Origin of the sequence: Chryseobacterium phosphatilyticum (genome assembly GCF_002899825.2) — a bacterium.
GTDB lineage: Bacteria > Bacteroidota > Bacteroidia > Flavobacteriales > Weeksellaceae > Chryseobacterium > Chryseobacterium phosphatilyticum.
Window position 1 is genome coordinate 247973 of the sequence record NZ_PPED02000001.1, and the last position, 16796, is coordinate 264768.

At 36.8% G+C, this 16796-nt stretch carries 15 protein-coding genes; 9 read left to right on the forward strand and 6 right to left on the reverse strand.

The genetic code is table 11. The features are described from left to right. Positions 1-40: 40 nt before the first annotated feature. Complete coding sequence (locus C1631_RS01120; RefSeq protein WP_109709866.1) at positions 41-1180, reverse strand: aminotransferase class I/II-fold pyridoxal phosphate-dependent enzyme; 1140 nt, start codon at positions 1178-1180, stop codon at positions 41-43. An 83-nt stretch (positions 1181-1263) separates the two neighbouring features. On the opposite strand from C1631_RS01120, the gene C1631_RS01125 reads away from it, so the two are divergent. The 5 genes from C1631_RS01125 (at position 1264) to C1631_RS01145 (ending at position 6366) form a co-directional block, all read left to right on the forward strand. Then, a complete protein-coding gene (locus C1631_RS01125; protein WP_109709868.1) occupies positions 1264-2304 on the forward strand; it encodes a M28 family metallopeptidase in 1041 nt (346 codons plus the stop codon). A gap of 54 nt (positions 2305-2358) precedes the next feature. Continuing rightward, positions 2359-2736, forward strand: a complete 378-nt coding sequence (locus C1631_RS01130; RefSeq protein ID WP_109709870.1) for a VOC family protein — start codon at positions 2359-2361, stop codon at positions 2734-2736. Next, positions 2733-3233, forward strand: coding sequence for an endonuclease V (locus C1631_RS01135; RefSeq protein ID WP_109709871.1), 501 nt, complete (start codon positions 2733-2735; stop codon positions 3231-3233). Before C1631_RS01130 ends, C1631_RS01135 begins: the two co-directional genes overlap by 4 nt. A 163-nt stretch (positions 3234-3396) precedes the next feature. Further along, complete coding sequence (locus tag C1631_RS01140) at positions 3397-4572, forward strand: acetyl-CoA C-acyltransferase (protein ID WP_109709873.1); 1176 nt, start codon at positions 3397-3399, stop codon at positions 4570-4572. 489 nt (positions 4573-5061) lie between these two features. Further along, complete coding sequence (locus C1631_RS01145) at positions 5062-6366, forward strand: GEVED domain-containing protein (RefSeq protein ID WP_123966550.1); 1305 nt, start codon at positions 5062-5064, stop codon at positions 6364-6366. Positions 6367-6486: 120 nt separating this feature from the next. Here C1631_RS01145 and C1631_RS01150 read toward each other — a convergent pair whose 3' ends face one another. Next, positions 6487-9825 (reverse strand): DEAD/DEAH box helicase, encoded by a 3339-nt coding sequence (locus C1631_RS01150; RefSeq protein WP_109709876.1) that lies wholly within the window; start codon positions 9823-9825, stop codon positions 6487-6489. 372 nt (positions 9826-10197) lie between these two features. On the opposite strand from C1631_RS01150, the gene C1631_RS01155 reads away from it, so the two are divergent. The 3 genes from C1631_RS01155 (at position 10198) to C1631_RS01165 (ending at position 13145) form a co-directional block, all read left to right on the forward strand. Next, positions 10198-10995, forward strand: a complete 798-nt coding sequence (locus C1631_RS01155) for an SDR family oxidoreductase (protein WP_103249280.1) — start codon at positions 10198-10200, stop codon at positions 10993-10995. A gap of 78 nt (positions 10996-11073) precedes the next feature. Further along, the gene (locus tag C1631_RS01160) at positions 11074-11988 is read left to right on the forward strand and encodes a helix-turn-helix domain-containing protein (protein ID WP_109709878.1); all 915 of its coding nucleotides are present in this window, start codon (positions 11074-11076) and stop codon (positions 11986-11988) included. A gap of 182 nt (positions 11989-12170) precedes the next feature. Beyond that, the gene (locus C1631_RS01165; protein ID WP_103248600.1) at positions 12171-13145 is read left to right on the forward strand and encodes a T9SS type A sorting domain-containing protein; all 975 of its coding nucleotides are present in this window, start codon (positions 12171-12173) and stop codon (positions 13143-13145) included. Positions 13146-13340: 195 nt separating this feature from the next. Here the strand turns inward: C1631_RS01165 and C1631_RS01170 are convergent, their stop codons facing one another. The 3 genes from C1631_RS01170 to C1631_RS01180 form a co-directional block, all read right to left on the reverse strand. Beyond that, positions 13341-13796 carry a DUF1569 domain-containing protein gene (locus C1631_RS01170; RefSeq protein WP_109709879.1) on the reverse strand — a complete coding sequence of 152 codons (456 nt, stop codon included), beginning with the start codon at positions 13794-13796 and terminating at the stop codon, positions 13341-13343. Positions 13797-13826: 30 nt separating this feature from the next. Further along, complete coding sequence (locus C1631_RS01175; protein ID WP_103248599.1) at positions 13827-14027, reverse strand: hypothetical protein; 201 nt, start codon at positions 14025-14027, stop codon at positions 13827-13829. 62 nt (positions 14028-14089) lie between these two features. Further along, entirely contained in the window at positions 14090-14752 is a 663-nt protein-coding gene (locus tag C1631_RS01180; RefSeq protein ID WP_228440952.1) for a helix-turn-helix domain-containing protein, read from the reverse strand. Between the two features lie 375 nt (positions 14753-15127). Here C1631_RS01180 and C1631_RS01185 point away from each other — a divergent pair, with 375 nt between their 5' ends. Further along, positions 15128-16288, forward strand: coding sequence for an MFS transporter (locus tag C1631_RS01185; RefSeq protein WP_109709881.1), 1161 nt, complete (start codon positions 15128-15130; stop codon positions 16286-16288). 93 nt (positions 16289-16381) lie between these two features. Here the strand turns inward: C1631_RS01185 and C1631_RS01190 are convergent, their stop codons facing one another. Next, positions 16382-16771 carry a hypothetical protein gene (locus C1631_RS01190; RefSeq protein WP_109709883.1) on the reverse strand — a complete coding sequence of 130 codons (390 nt, stop codon included), beginning with the start codon at positions 16769-16771 and terminating at the stop codon, positions 16382-16384. Positions 16772-16796 lie beyond the last annotated feature (25 nt).

Consider the following 16796-nt stretch of genomic DNA (forward strand, 5'->3'; position numbering starts at 1 on the left):
CCTGTAGCTAAACAATATGGAAAGGATTTCTCATCAAAAACTAAAGATTCTTTCTCAGATGTTCCAAAGCATGAATAATAAGCTCATCTTTTTTAGCAAAACTAAACCTGATATAATCTGAATCTTGCCGGGAATGGTAAAATGCAGAAAGAGGAAGGCATGCTACTTTCTTCTCAACGGTTAACCACTTTGAAAACTCTACATCCGTCATTGTTTTAGAAACATTCCGGAAATTAACCACCTGAAAAACACTTCCTTCAGCCTTTTGCTCGATTTCCATAGGAGTATCCTGAACCAGTTCATTAAAGATGTCTCTTTTCACCTGCATCTGTTTTTGATTGACCGTGGGATCAAATATGTCCAGATATTTTGCTAATGCATATTGTGCTGGTGCATTGGCACTGTAAGAAATATATTGCTGGTGATATTGGAACAGGGAAGTTAATTCATGTGAAGCCAGCATATAACTTACCTTCCAGCCGGAAGTATGAAACATTTTTCCAAATGAAAAAATACAAAACGTCCTGTTTTTAAGTTCCGGATGCAAAAAAGAACTATAATGCTCTATCCCGTCATAGCAATACGTATCATAAATTTCTTCTGAAACCAAATAGATCTCGCGGTCCTTTATCAATTCATACAATGCATTCCAATCATCCTGTTTCCAGATTTTTCCGGTTGGATTTTGGGGTGAATTGACAATGATGGCTTTGGTTTTTTCTGAAATGCAGTTTTTAAGATTTTCCCAGTTGATGACAAAATTATTATCAAGATCACAATACACGGGAACACCTCCGTTCATTACCACGGAAGGGGCATATGTATAATAAGAAGGTTGTATGATAATGACTTCATCTCCTTGATTTAAAATAGATGTGAGGGTAGTATGTAAAGCAAAGGTTGCGCACGGAACAATAGTGATTTGCCGGGTGGTCAGCGAAATACTGTTTTTGCGTTTTGCATTGAATCGGATGATGCTTTCGATGAGTAAAGGATTGCCCCAAAGAGGTTCGTAGTGATGCGTATTAAGATCTGCAGCCTCTTGTAAGAAGGTTTTTAGCCGCTGGTCAATGTCAAAATCGGGGAGACCTAACGAAAGATCATAGCTTCCATGTCTCTGAGCCAGCTCAGACATTTCCGTAAAAAATGAATAATGCGTAAAACCGATAATTTTTTTCATCTTTGCATTTAAATCAAATATAATGAAAATAACATTCCAACAAAGATTAAATAAAAATTGTTATTTTTAAGAAATTATTCTTTATGAAAAAACTACTTATCCCGCTATTTTCCTTAGCTGTAATGACCAGTTGCGGAACGACAAATATTTCTGACGGAACAACTTCAAATCCTGTATCAACAAACCATGACAAAGCTTTTACCAATGCGTATAAAGAGATCAAGGCTGAAGATTTAAAAAAGAATCTCTATGTAATTGCTGCTGATGATATGGAAGGAAGAGATACCGGAAGTAAAGGACAGAAAAAAGCAGGAGAGTATATCACAAACTATTATAAAAGTTTAGGCATTTCTTATCCTAAAACCTTAGGTTCTTATTATCAGAAAGTACCTTCTGAATTTATGAAGAAAAGAGGTGGGGGCAGCCTTCCGGACTCTGAAAATATCCTTGCCTTTATTGAAGGAAGTGAAAAACCAGAAGAAATTGTTGTGGTTTCTGCACACTATGACCATGTAGGAATTAAAAACGGAGTTGTGTATAATGGAGCTGATGACGATGGAAGTGGAACTGTTGCAGTCATGGAAATTGCCAAAGCCTTCCAGCAAGCCAAAAATGCAGGAAAAGGACCAAAGAGATCTGTACTTTTTCTTCATGTAACAGGTGAAGAACATGGTTTATTCGGATCAGAATATTATTCTGAAAACCCGGTTTTTCCACTTGCCAATACAGTGGTTGATCTTAATATTGATATGATAGGACGTGATGATCCCGGGAACAGAGGAAAACAATATGTGTATGTAATAGGATCAGACATGTTGAGTTCTCAGCTTAAAGTAATCAATGAGGCAGCGAATAAGAGAACAAATAATCTGGAATTGAATTATAAGTATGATGATCTTAATGATCCGGAGCAATTATATTATCGTTCAGACCATTATAATTTTGCCAAACACAATATTCCGGTGGCATTTTTCTTTGATGGAATTCATGAAGATTATCACAAACCAACAGATGATCCTGAAAAGATTGATTATCCACTTTTGCAAAAAAGAGCACAGCTTATCTTTACCACCGCCTGGGATATAGCCAATAGGGAAGAAAGAATTGTGGTTGACAGAAAATAATCAGATATCATCCTTGACAAGGATTAAAAAAGCAGTTTGAAAAATAAAAACAGTATGAAATCACAGCTGAAATCAATCAGACCATTTATTGGTGCACTTAATTTTGAAGTGAGCAGAAGCTTTTATAGAGATCTTGGGTTTGAAGAAGTTGTGCTTGAGCCTAAGCTTTCCCTTTTTATACAGCAGGAAACAGGCTTTTATCTTCAGGATTATTATGCAAAAGAGTGGGTTGACAATACCATGATTTTTATGGAGGTTGTCAATACAGATGAATTCTGGAAGGAACTTTTATCTTTAAGGCTTACAGATACCTATGAAAATGTAAGGCTTACTCCTGTGAGAACCATGGATTGGGGAAAAGAATGTTTTGTACACGATCCATCAGGGATTTTGTGGCATTTTGGTGAGTTTTTTAACGAAGGAAAAATATGATTTACGCTTTTGATACCTATTATTATGAAGATTATGCCAATACCGTGTGTATTGCATTTGAAGACTGGAGTTCAGAAAGGGAGGTAGAAATTTTCACCGAGCAAACACCAATCAACTCCGGGTATGAGAGTGGTGCTTTTTATAAACGAGAATTACCATGCATACTTAGTCTGTTGACAAAGATCGTACTTAAGCCAGGAGATATTATTATTGTTGATGGATATGTAACCCTGGACAATGAAGGGAAAATCGGGCTTGGAGGACATCTTTATGAGATGCTAAAGGAAGAATATCCTGTAGTAGGAATTGCAAAGAATGAATTTACGACTCCTGATTCTCAAAGAAGAAGTATAATCAGGGGAGAAAGTAAAACACCACTTTTCCTTACTGCAAAAGGGATTGATGTAAACGAAGTGAAATTAAAGGTTGAACAAATGCATGGTGCATACAGAATTCCGACTTTATTAAAAAAACTGGACCAGCTAAGTCGGGAATAAAAATAAGAAAATGTCTTAGCTCCAGCTGAGACATTTTTTCAAACCTTAAATATACCGATCAGTATATTTTGTTTATATTTGTATTCCTCATTGATTATTATTACAAGAGTTTATTTTTCAATCACAAACATACCGATCGGTATATTTTAAAATTTAATATCTTATGAAAGAAGTATTTATCATTGCTGCAAAACGAACTCCCATTGGAGGTTTTATGGGAAGTTTATCAGGGTTTACAGCGACTCAACTGGGAGCTATTGCCATACAGAATACCTATGAAAGTGTATCACTTGATCCGGATGTTATAGACAGCGTATATATGGGGAATGTTTTGGGAGCAGGATTAGGACAGTCACCGGCTAGGCAGGCTGCTATTTTTGCCCATATTCCCGTAGATAAGGATGCTACAACGATTAACAAGGTTTGTGCCTCCGGAATGAAGGCCGCAATGATAGGGGCCCAGCAGATTCAGCTTGGGTTGGAACATATTGTAATGACCGGAGGAATGGAAAGTATGAGTAATGTTCCTCATTATACGTATCTCAGACAAGGAAAAAAACTGGGAGATGCAACCCTTACAGATGGCTTAACCAAAGATGGTTTATGGGATGTGTACAACGATTTTCATATGGGAAGTGCTGCAGAACTGGGAGTCAAAAAATATGGGCATACAAGACAAGAACTTGATGACTATGCTCTTTTATCATATCAGAAGGCTCAAAAAGCAACTTCGGAGGATAAGTTTATTAAAGAGTTACTCCCTATATCCGTTATGGGAAAAAAGGACACAGTCATCGTCAATACAGATGAAGATATAGATAAACTTATACCTGAAAAGATTTCTTTATTACAACCTGCTTTTGAACCAGATGGGTTTTTAACTGCCGCCAATTCCAGTAATCTGAATGATGGGGCAGCAGCCCTGTTACTGGGATCAAAAGAAGCTGTTCAGGAACATCAGCTTATTCCATTGGCAAAAATTATAGCTTATGCTGATGCTGCTCAATCCCCGGAATGGTTTACCACTTCACCTTCCATAGCGATTAATAAAGTATTGAAACAAGCAGGTCTGAGTCTGGCAGATATTGATTATTTTGAGATCAATGAGGCCTATTCATCAGTAATTTTATCCAATCAACAAATTCTGGGATATGATCTGCACAAAGTAAATGTTTACGGAGGTGCTGTGGCATTGGGACATCCGATTGGAGCTTCAGGAGCAAGAATTATAACAACCTTAGTCAATGTATTGCGTCAGGAAGGGGGAAGATATGGTATTGCCGCCATTTGTAACGGAGGTGGGGGAGCTTCGGCTGTTCTTATTGAAAATTTAGGATAGGATTATCTCAAAGTTGACTTACATGAATGTTTTAAATTCATTTTCAAAAGCATTAATTTATGAAACATAATGTTTTTATAGAAGTAGCTATAAATCAGGTTACTAATGGGTTGCGGGCTTAATGTATGCTATATTCCCGGGTAAAGGAGCGGGAAGATGTAAGTTTAATACTCCGGATGCTGTAGCTAAAATTGATACTTTTTAAGAATACATATGAAGAATACAGGCTCGCCCCGACAATATATTCAAAACTATATGAGTTCTTATACCTGATTTTGAATTCTTACCCGTATAATGTGGACTATTTTTTAAATTTAAAAATGGTCTGCGTTTTTTATTTGTTAATTTTTATTTCCTTATTGCTTTGTTTTTAGATGGTTGTATTAATGTTGTCCCTTAAATGTTAATAAACTGACAAAAATCATTGCTATCTTATTTTTATTGATTCTAAATAAATATAAATTTGTTTCATCAAAAATTAAGAACTCTATGAAGAAAATAACTACTCTTTCTGGCATTGTACTTTGCTCACTTGTGAATGCTCAATTACAATATTGTATGCCTGTATTCCAGTATGGGGCTGACAGTAATATGATCAGTAATGTAACTTTTGGATCAATCAATAATTCATCATCGGTTCAATCCGGGAATGCTCAGATCTATGAAGACTTTACCTCAATATCTACAGATCTGCAAACCGGAAATTCTTACCTGATATCGGTGAAAGGGCCATCAAGTACATTCCCAAGTGATGTGGTAGTTTTTATAGATTTTAATCAGAATGGTAATTTTGATGATTCAGGAGAGCGCTTCTACATTGGTAGACTTGAAGCAGCAAACCCCGCCAATGCATTTACCATCAATAATTCTATAGTAATTCCTGCCAATGCCACCGTTGGAAGCACAAGAATGCGGGTACTCAAAAACACAAATGTGGAGGCATATTCAAATTCGGCGGCTCCGAATTCTATCAATTCAGCCTGTGACTCTGATCTGAGAGCAGGACAGGTTGAAGATTATACTGTGATGATTTCAGGCAATAATGCTGTATTTCCATTCCCTTACTGTGGTGCTGAAAATGTAACTACTCTTACTGTAAGCGAAATCAGTACAGTAGATTTTGCGGGAATAAGCAATGACAGTGCAATGGGTGGAAATTCAGAAGTTATTGAAAACTTTACATCGGTTGTTTTTAATGCCAGTAGAGGGAATGATTATCCTGTAACTGTAACAGGTGGTACTCACGGACAGACATCGGTTTCAGCGTATGCTTACATAGATTTTAATCATAATAATGTATTTGATGCGGATGAAAAATTTAACCTGGGATATCTGGACAATTCAGATCCGGTTTCAGGTCAACAATCGGGAGTTACATCAGGTACTATTACAATCCCTGTCAATGCATTACTTGGAAACACCCGTTTGAGAATTGTAAAAGCTTATGAATCCAGTTCATGGATGGGAACATTGGAGAACTTACCTTGTCCTTCGGGTTGGTTTATCGGGCAAACGGAAGATTATACGATCAATATACAGCCGGAAAATCTTTCAACTACAGAAGTTTCTAAAAACACATCAATAAAAGTATTTCCTAATCCAACCACGGGCATCATTACGCTTAAAGGGATCAAAGGATTGGAAAAATATGAAGTATACAATATAACAGGTCAGAAACTGCTGGAAGGTAATTCTGAAGTAATCAGCCTGGAAAGCTTTGTTCCCGGAACATATCTGCTGAAAATCCAGACAAAAGATAAAAAGATGATCACTGAGAAGATCATTAAAAAATAAAAACACACATCTAAATCATATCCATATCAATTTTTGTTTTTTAATCGACAGACTAAGTGTCTGTCGATTTTGTTTTTTTGCATGGATTTTAGAACACAAATAAAGGTGAGATTCTTGGTTCTAATCTGATTCCAGAATGTCCAACAGATCTTTTTTTGAAAACCCTTGAAATTTAGATTTATCTCTGCTGAGCAGGTTTTGAGCAAGTTGCTTCTTCTTGTTCTGAAGGGTCAGAATTTTTTCTTCCACGGTATTGGAGCAGATCATTCGTACAGCAATCACATTTTTAGTCTGACCGATACGATAACTACGGTCAATGGCTTGATTTTCAGTAGCAGGATTCCACCACGGATCAATCAGGTAGATGTAGTCAGCCTGAGTAAGATTAAGCCCGACACCACCGGCCTTTAAACTGATCAGAAATACTCTGATATCTTCATTTTCCTGGAAATTAGTCACTTTTTTTCCCCGGTCTTTAGTTTTCCCCGTTAAGTATTCAAATGATACTCCATGACGTTCCAGTTCGGCTTTTATCAGATCAAGCATCTCAACAAATTGAGAGAATACAAGGATTTTATGATCTTTTGATTTACCAAGGATCTGTTCCATCAGAATTTCAATTTTTACCGCGTGCTCTCCTGAATGGCCCTCTTTGAGAAGAACCGGAGAATTACAGATCTGTCTGAGCCTTGTGAGACCAGTAAGAACATGCATGCTGTTTTTGTTAAGTTCATCGTCATCATTGGCAGCAATAAACTCACGAAGTTCTTTTTCGTAGGCATCATATATACGACGTTGTTCGGCATTCATTTCGCAATAAATTACCGTTTCTGTTTTCTCAGGAAGTTCTTTGGCAACCTGTTTCTTTGTTCTTCGAAGAATGAAAGGTTTTATTTTCTGTTGAAGTTCAATGGCACGTTTATTATATTCAAATTTGTCAATAGGAATAGCATAAATATCTTTAAAATACTGCTTGCTTCCCAATAATCCGGGACAGGCAAAAGAAAGCTGGCTGTATAGATCAAAAGTGCTGTTTTCGACCGGAGTTCCGGTTAAAACAATTCTGTTTCTCGATTGAAGAAGACGGGCAGCTTTATACCTTTCAGAATTCGGATTCTTGATGGTTTGTGATTCATCAAGAAAAATGTAATTGAAGTTAAAGTTTTTCAAAAAACGGATATCAGAAAGAAGCATTCCATAGGTAGTGAGAACGACTTCATATCCCGTGAAATGAGCAATGCTTTTTTGTCGATCCGGCCCATAATGCAATAAAACTTTGATGGAAGGAGCAAACTTTCGGATTTCTTCCTGCCAATTGAAAAGAAGAGAAGTCGGTACGACAACAAGCTGGGTCGTATGGCCTCGCTTTTCTCTTTGTGACAAAATAAAAGCAATGATTTGCAGTGTTTTTCCCAACCCCATATCATCTGCCAGACAACCTCCAAAGTTGAACCCATCCAGAAAATTCAGCCAATTCAGACCATCATGCTGATAGTCTCTTAACTGAGCATGTAAATCAGCAGGAATACTGACGGCAGGAATCTTTTTTGGAGATGAAAATCGGGCAGAATAAGACTTAACCTCGTCCTGTATTTCTTTGCTCAGGATTTCCTTGTCAAAAAGAGAGGATATTTCAGTAAAGTTAATTTTCGGAATTTTCAACAGTTCTTCATCAATTTCTCCGGCCCTGAAATAAGCAGACATCTTCTTCATCCACTCCTCAGGAAGGATTCCCAAGGTACCGTCATCCAACTGAATGAACTTACTTTTATTTCGAATCGTTCTATGAATCTGTTTTAAGGTAGCTTCTTTCTGTCCGAAGCTCACTTTCAGCTGAGCATTAAACCAATCCAGGCCACTGGTAATCTGGATGTTAATTTTTGCCTGATGCGGATTGATTTTATTGTCCTTCAGCTCATTAAACCCAAGAATAACGACTCCTTCATTTCGCCAGGCTTCAAATGCTTCCAGAAACCAATTGTTATCCAGAAATTTATCTCTGTGAAGATAGAAGTATTGGTACCCATCCATCTGTTCTTCAAAATCCGGATGCTGCTGCATGATAAGAGAGGTGAAGCGTGCTTCTGCAGAATCGTTTCTCTCTATTTTAAATAAATTACCATTCTGGTCAGTATCAAAAAGCTGCTTTCTGGAATATACCGGAACTTCAACCTGACCGTATTTCATAACAGGAGTGATCCCGATATAATTATCCTGTTGGCGAAGGTAAACTACCTTTTCTATCTCAAATCCCGTATGTTCAAGTTGTACTTTCTTTGCGGACTGTATGTACTTGTAATTGACGTGTATACGATCTTCTAAAACAGATAATATATCCTTAGTAAATTCCTCATATTTTGAGGAGTGTATCAGTAAAATCTCGTTGTTTGCCTTAAAAAAACGAATGATTCTTAACATGTCCGGATGGTCTATAAGACTGAAAGTGTTGTGGTTATAGACGAAATAGTCGTTTCTGAGGACAATGTTTTTGAAAGGAACAGAAAGGTCATTGAATTGTAATTCTCCTGTTACTTCATAAAACGGATCTTTCTTAAATACAGATAGTTGTATCTCTGCATCTAAAGTGTTAAGTTCAATAGGTAGGAGGGATTTGGTGGAGATAATTTCTGCCAGATCACGGTCATGATAATAGACCTCAAAGTTCAGTGGATTCTGAGCAATGCGTTTCAATGCTTCAAATTCTGCGGCATTATATTCTTCGTTATAATTATTCTGAAAAGAGGTAATGGCGGTATAGAATTTAATGTCTTCAGCTTTCTCAGCTTCCCATATAAGTTGTAGTGCATCTACAGGAACAACCGGATTTTTGATTTTCCCTGTTTGTGTTGTTTCTGCTTCCATCAGAGAAAAGATCAGATGGTTGTAATAGCGGTGCTTACTGATGACCAATATTCGTTTTTTACCGGTTTCTCTCAATGCAAGTTCTTCCAGTTTGGATGGATGTTGGGGGAGAAGATCCCTTTGGAGCATTGCAGTGTCCACAGGAAGCATTTCTTTGATCCTTGGGGAGATCTCAATTTTCCCATCAGAATAGTCTAACCGGAAGTATATATCAAGATCCGGTTCGTTTTCTAATCCATACCCTTTTGCTTTAGAGATCAGTGTCTTTTTCCTAAGATGATCATCAAAAAAGATTCTGTAATTTTTCTCTTCTAAGATGCAATGAACAATTTCAGCCTGATGAGCACAAAGCTGTGTTTTAGTTTGATCACAGGTGCAGGAGCAGAGTAATGAATTGTTTATTTTACTGATAGCTACCACCGGAAACTCCGTAATAGATCCATTTTTAGTAAATATTCCCGTATTATTTTCCAGACTAACGGGATATACCTCATGAAAATCCCTGATTCCAATGAATGTACTCTCTGTGGTATGTTTCATAAGATCGTACACAGAAAGAGTAGTGATATTGATGTTGTCAAGAATATATTCGGCCATAAAAATTGATGGAGACAAACTTACAAAAAACAAATGAATCTAAGAGCTGCAAATGCCTCAGGTTATCTTAGAAAACACATCATATCAGTGTATTTTTGGAATGCTTTTTTTGTACTCTGGATGATCCATGCATAATAGTAATAGACGCTATTTAAAGGAATATTTATTATATATTGATTTTTAGCTCAGGGAAGTAGCCATACCTGGTTTCCGGAGTGAAATATTTGTTGGAATGATCAATTAAATCATTTTTTTGCTTCAATACTTTTCATTTTATTTCCATCCGTTTTGGCTACAGCTTACCCCGTTTTGGCAACTCTTGAATTTCTCCTGATGCTGAACTTTGTCCTGTAATTTTTAACAAAGAAAAAAATGAAAACAATTTTTATAACAGGGGCTTCTACAGGATTAGGAAAAGCAACTGCTCAATTATTTCAAAACAAAGGATGGAAAGTAATTGCAACGATGAGAAATCCAGAAGCGGCAGCCGATCTTGCTGACTTGGAGAATGTAACAGTACTTCCACTGGATGTGACCAATCCGGAACAGATACAATCAACCGTACAACAGGCTCTTGAGCTTGGAGATATTGATGTTGTCTACAATAACGCAGGTTATGGTCTTATAGGCCCTTTAGAAGCCCTTTCTGATCATCAGATCGTAAAACAGCTGGACACCAATTTATTGGGGGTTATACGTGTTACACAGGCTTTTATTCCTTACTTCAGGGAACAGAAAAAAGGAATGTTTATTTCTACAACGTCTATAGGTGGGCTAGTTGCCTTCCCGTTGGGCTCTACGTATCATGCAACCAAATGGGCGCTTGAAGGCTGGAGCGAAAGTCTAGCGTTTGAGCTTAATACTTTAGGAATTGATATTAAAACAGTTTCTCCGGGAGGTATCAAGACAGATTTTGTAAGCCGCTCGCTGGATTCAGCATCCAGTCCTGCTTATGAAGAAATGACCAATTCTCTGTTTTCTAAAATGGAGGGAATGATGGAAGCTGCTTCTACACCGGAACAGATTGCAGAAGTGGTGTATGGGGCAGCTACGGACGGTAAAAAACAACTGCGATATGTAGCAGGAGAAGATGCTAAAGCGATCTATGCGCAACGTCTCGAATTAGGTGATGAAGTGTTTAGAGAACAGTTTGGGAAACAGTTTATTTAATCAGGCTTTTAAAAGGCAGTATAAAGTAAACTTCATTTTATACTGCCTTTTCAATCAAATAATTTATAATTTTATATCATGGAAAAGAAAGATAATGTCCCTTTGAAAATTTCATCCATCTCTGAACTGCATGATTTACTGCAGCTTCCGAAACCTCTTCACCCACTTGTAAGTTTGGTGGATAATACTAAGATGAACATTAACAAAGAGTTTTTGATTAAAAGTTTTTTGTTTAATTTTTATAAGATCTCTTATAAATATTCTACAGTCGGAAAAATGGGATATGGACAAGGATATTATGATTTTAACGAAGGGGGCATGATGTTCACCGCTCCGGGTCAGGTTCTTTCTGTAGATATGAACGCTGAATATTGTGGCCATACTTTGCTGATCCATCCGGATTTTCTCCGAAGTTATCCGCTGGCAAAGACGATTAAAAACTTTGGATTCTTTTCTTACGATACCAATGAGGCTTTACATTTATCAGATCAGGAAAAAACAATAATGACCGGATTGCTGGATAGTATTCAAAATGAGCTGAATACAGCAATTGATGAAGTGAGCCAGGATGTTATTATTTCTTATATTGAAGTTTTACTCAATTATAGTAATCGTTTTTACAAAAGACAGTTTATCACAAGAAAAGCCGTGAATAATGACCTGTTAACGAAAATGGAAACTATTCTGGAGAATTACTTCAACCAGGAGGAAACATTGCAAAAAGGACTTCCCACCGTGGAATATCTGTCTTCCTCACTCCATTTATCACCTCATTATCTCAGTGACATGCTCCGGAATCTTACCGGTCAGAATGCACAACAACATATTCATGAAAAACTGATTGAAAAAGCGAAGGAATATCTCACATCCACCAATTTTTCAGTTTCGGAGGTGGCTTATGCGCTGGGATTTGAACATCCGCAGTCATTCAATAAACTTTTTAAAAAGAAAACGGATAAAACTCCTTTAAGTTACAGACAATCATTTAATTAATGCTTTGTCCGGCAGTATTGTCGGGTATTTTTATCAGAAGAGAAAATAAAGTTTTGAGCTGAAATAAAAAATACCTGATTTCAGGTATAAAAAAATACTTCCTTTTCAGGATTGATAGGTTTTTAAACTAAAAATACATTTGTATTGGAAATAAACACCTATCAAATCCAAAAATACATCCTATGAAAAAGCTTAACTTTTCTTTATTTCTTGTTGCCGGAATGCTGGCTCACGCTCAGCCTTCAATAACAAGAGCAGCTATTGATAAGATCAATATTCCTATTACTTTCAGAGCAGGAGATGTTGCGCCCACTGTAACCGCAGGGGCTTCGGGAGCTAACGCAACCTGGGATTTTTCTGCTTATATAGTTCCTAATGTATCTACCAGTACCACAAATGAATGTCCGGGGCAATCCAACTGTTTCAGATTTCCGGGAGCCAACAGAATTACCAGACCAACACTCTCAGATGTCTACGACTTTACTTTAATATCGGATACTGAAGCTTCAATGCTAGGTACCTATGCGGTTCCGGGAGATATGACAATGACCTATACGGATCCGCTGATTAATTTTAAATTTCCGGCTACTTACCTGCAGCAATTTACCGATACCTATCAGTTCAGTACCGGTGGAGCAGGTAGCAGTACTGAAACAGGGCAGGTAGACTATACCGTAGATGCTTACGGCACGATTACAACTCCTACGGGCACTTATCCTAATGTTTTGAGAATAAAAAGAATGAGAACCGCTACACAAACACCGGGACCATTCAATTATACCAATGAATCTTATATGTGGGTAAGCCCAAGTGCAGGGATTGTATTTAATTTTGCCATCAATACTTTTACTGTAAGCGGAACAACGAATGTGACAAAAAGTGTTTCTTATCCGGAGGCAGGATCACTATCTACAACTGATTTAGATACTAAAAAAGAGCAGATTTCGGTTCATCCTAATCCAAGTGCCGATATGATCACGCTGACATCAAAAGAAGACTTTAAAAAGATCACTGTCACTTCCATGGATGGTAAGGCCGTTATAAGAACCGGAAATGTTAAGAATATTGATATTTCCAAGCTTCCCAAAGGGGTATATATCCTTCAGGGAGAATTGAAGAACGGAAATACTGTATCTAAGAAAATTATTAAACAATAAGAACAGATTGAATATAAAAATTAAAAAACAAAATAATTTAAAATCTACTTATTTCAGAATATGCCCGGGAAACGGGAAATGCTAAAAATAAATGGAAGCAGAGAATGGGCAATTTTGGTGAAGCCTGTTCTCTGCTTTCTGAGTATAGCAAAGGCATTTTTTCTTGTTTTTAAGTATGGAAATTAGTAAAAAGGATCAGACTCCAAATTGTCTTAAATGATGGTCCATGTGTTTATAGGCTGCAATTCCCCATTCATTGGTTGAAATATTTCCAAAAGCAGGATGAGGAAGTGTTAAAGGGCGGGTAGTAACAGAAAACAATGCAATTAAAAGAATAAAGTCAGTTTTTTGTTCTTCAAAATCAGCATTGTCAACCTTTCCTTTGGTATCATGTCTGGATTCACCTTTAATATTCTTTTTAAAATTGGGAGCAATGTAAAGAGCCAGTATCCTCAAAATAAACTGTTGCAGAGTAGTAGTTTTGTTTTTGTTTTCATTTTCCTGCAAAATTTGCTGGTTACAGGAGTTACAATGAAGAAGCATCTCCGTAGCGGTCATTTCTCCCCAAAGAGGAGTATGCGAAGCAGAAAGATTTTTTACCCTTGCAATGATCGCAGTAGAAGCTTCATTCTTTAACAGATTTTTTCTCATGGTGATGCTGGTTATCAGGAGAGCAATTGGTTATGCCTCTTTTATAAGTTCTTTTTTCGCTTCAATCTTCCCTTCAATTTTAACCTTTGGTTCTTCCCATGGAATCAGCTCCCAAAGTTCTTTATCTGATGCTGCGGTATACAATTTTTCAAAATATTCTTTATCAAGCGAAATTAAATCTACAGTTATACCTTCTAAAATAAGAGGATATGTAATCCATTTTTCTTTCATAGAAATAGTTTTTAACAGAACAAAATTAATGAAAATAGCAATCTGTATTTCTGAAAATATTGTTATTTCTTAATCCTGTAGTTTTCCCGGTAGGTGTTTGCTGTTATTCCCGTACAACGTCTGAAATATCTGCAAAAAAGAGAAGAATCTACAAACTGTAACCGGTTACTGACTTCTTTAATGGAGAGGGAAGTCGTTTTGAGAAGTTCTTTGGCATGTTTGATCACCTGATAACTTATCCATTGTTTAATCGGTTTTCCTGTTTCTTTTTTGATGAAGCTGCTTAGATATTGAGGGGAAAGATGAAGCTGATCAGAATAAAATATGACACTTCTCTGCAGATGTCCGTGTTCGTTGAGTAATTTGAAAAAATGCTCTCTGATATCCTGGCTTCTGGTTTGCAGAAGGGTGTTATTTTTTATAACCGGTAAAAAAAGCTTGGAAACCAACTCAAGCAAAGCATACAATAAATACTGTACAGATTCCGGAGTACTTTCTTTGTCGGTTTGGGTATGATAATCCCGTATCAGGTTGACAGTAGGCCAGATGAGATGGCCCGTTGGATTTTCCAGTTGGATGACAGGATTGAATTTAATTTCATCACTGGCTAAAAGTGCGGTCAGAAAACTGTATGTGCTGATGAAGTCCAATGAGATAAAAAACACCATAAAATCCAGGTCGTTACTGCCAGAAATGTCCAAAAGATCTGTGTCTGGGAGCAACATGATGATTGAATTTTTTTGAATATGAAAATCGACTTCATTCATTCTGATTCTCATTTCACCATCAGATACAAAACAAAGCAACAGCTTATTGAGTTTATGAGCTCTTTTTCGAAACCAGATTAGCTCGCTTGCTGTATATTTCTTAATATATAACCCTTCAAAATTTGGTTTGATATCTATCATTGCAGTGATGAATTATTCCTGTAAACAGTGGTGATTTTTGTTTCCTGTATTGTTGCAGACAAATGTAAGTAGTTAATTTTTCTTTTGAGGCAGATTGTTTAAAATGGAATATAAAATGACAAAAATGGAATATATATTATTGCGCAACTGTACCTAACTTTGCAAGCAGAAATTTTACTAAATGTTGTTATAATGCAAGATAGAGAATCTTATAGTGCGAAAATGCCTGCCGCCTGCTTTTTACTTTTCTTCGCCCACGGGCTTGTTTTTTCTTCATGGGCCAGCCGGATTCCTATCATAAAAAATACACTTTCCATCAGTGAGGCAGAATTGGGAACTCTTTTGCTTTTGATGCCGATCGGACAGCTTTCCACTATGGTTTTAGCAGGTAAACTGATCAGTATTTATGGGAGCAGTTGGGTAATTAAGAGGTGTTTTTTGCTGTATCCTGTTTTCCTCTTATTGATTGGGATTTCTCCATCATATTGGGTTTTGGCTGTTGTACTGTTTTTCTTTGGAGTGTCGGGAAATTTGTGCAATATTGCGATCAATACCCAGGCTATAGAAATAGAATCTATTACCAAAAGAACATTATTGTCTTCATATCATGGTGCTTGGTGTTTTGCGGGATTGATGGGTGCCCTTATCGGTTTGTTGATGATTACAATGAATGTAGGAACATTTTACCATTTTGTATGTACCTTTATCCTTGTTGCAGGGTTTTGGTTCTACAGTAAAAACTATTTAACCAATGTAATTCATAAAGTGGAGCCTCAAAAACAATCGCTTTTTAAGTCTGTTAATCCTACATTGGTGGGTTTGGGAATCATTGGATTTTTAAGTATGGCTATTGAAGGAGCAATGTTTGATTGGAGCGGGGTGTATTTTCAAACGATTGTGAAAGCTCCGGAAAAGCTTGTAATACTGGGGTATACGAGTTTTATTTTAATGATGACTTTAGGTCGGTTTGTCGGAAATCGGATTATTGAAAAATATGGGAAGAGACTGGTTTTACAAGGTTGTGGTATCCTGATGAGCAGCGGGCTTTTTCTGAGTGTTTTCTTTCCTGAACTCTGGGTGTGTATCATTGCATTTATGATTATTGGTCTGGGGGGATCTTTAAGTGTACCGTCAATTTATAGTAGTATAGGAAAGGTCAATACAGTAGCTCCCAGCATTGCATTATCTTTTGTTTCAAGTATTTCTTTTTTAGGATTTTTAATAGGTCCACCGTTGATAGGATATGTTGCAGAAGCTTTTGATCTTAGATATTCTTACGGACTTTTTGCCTGCTTTGGAATCTTACTGGCTATTATGGCAAGACAGATGGATATTTTTAAAACCAAAAACTAGTACACATCATAAATTAAAAGCTACCTAAGAGGTAGCTTTTTGAACATTCTAAAAATCATTTGTAAATTCTTAAACATGATTAAATCAGTGATTTTATATCCATTTTTCTACAAGATGGAACCATAAAGCTTTTTCCGGATGTAGTAAAAAAATACCAGAAGATTGCCTTTTGTTTGAAGATTCTCCTGTAATCTGAACTTCTGTATAGGTAGCTAATCCATGATGGTCAGAATGCCAGACTTTTATATTTTCTACATACACAGTACGTTCAGGAAATTTTCCAAATACGGTCGGGAGCCAATCTGAAAACGCAGATAATGTGACGGTATACCCATTTCCGTTTATCATTTTGAATTCCGGGGAAAAGCCGGATAATAATTTTTTGTAGAGAAGATCCCGGTCTTCGGCCGTACCTTGAAACCATTTTTCGATATCCTGATGAAATTCTGTGATTTCCTTGACAATTTTTTCTGTATTGTTCATAGGTTTAAATTTGTAATTATTTTAA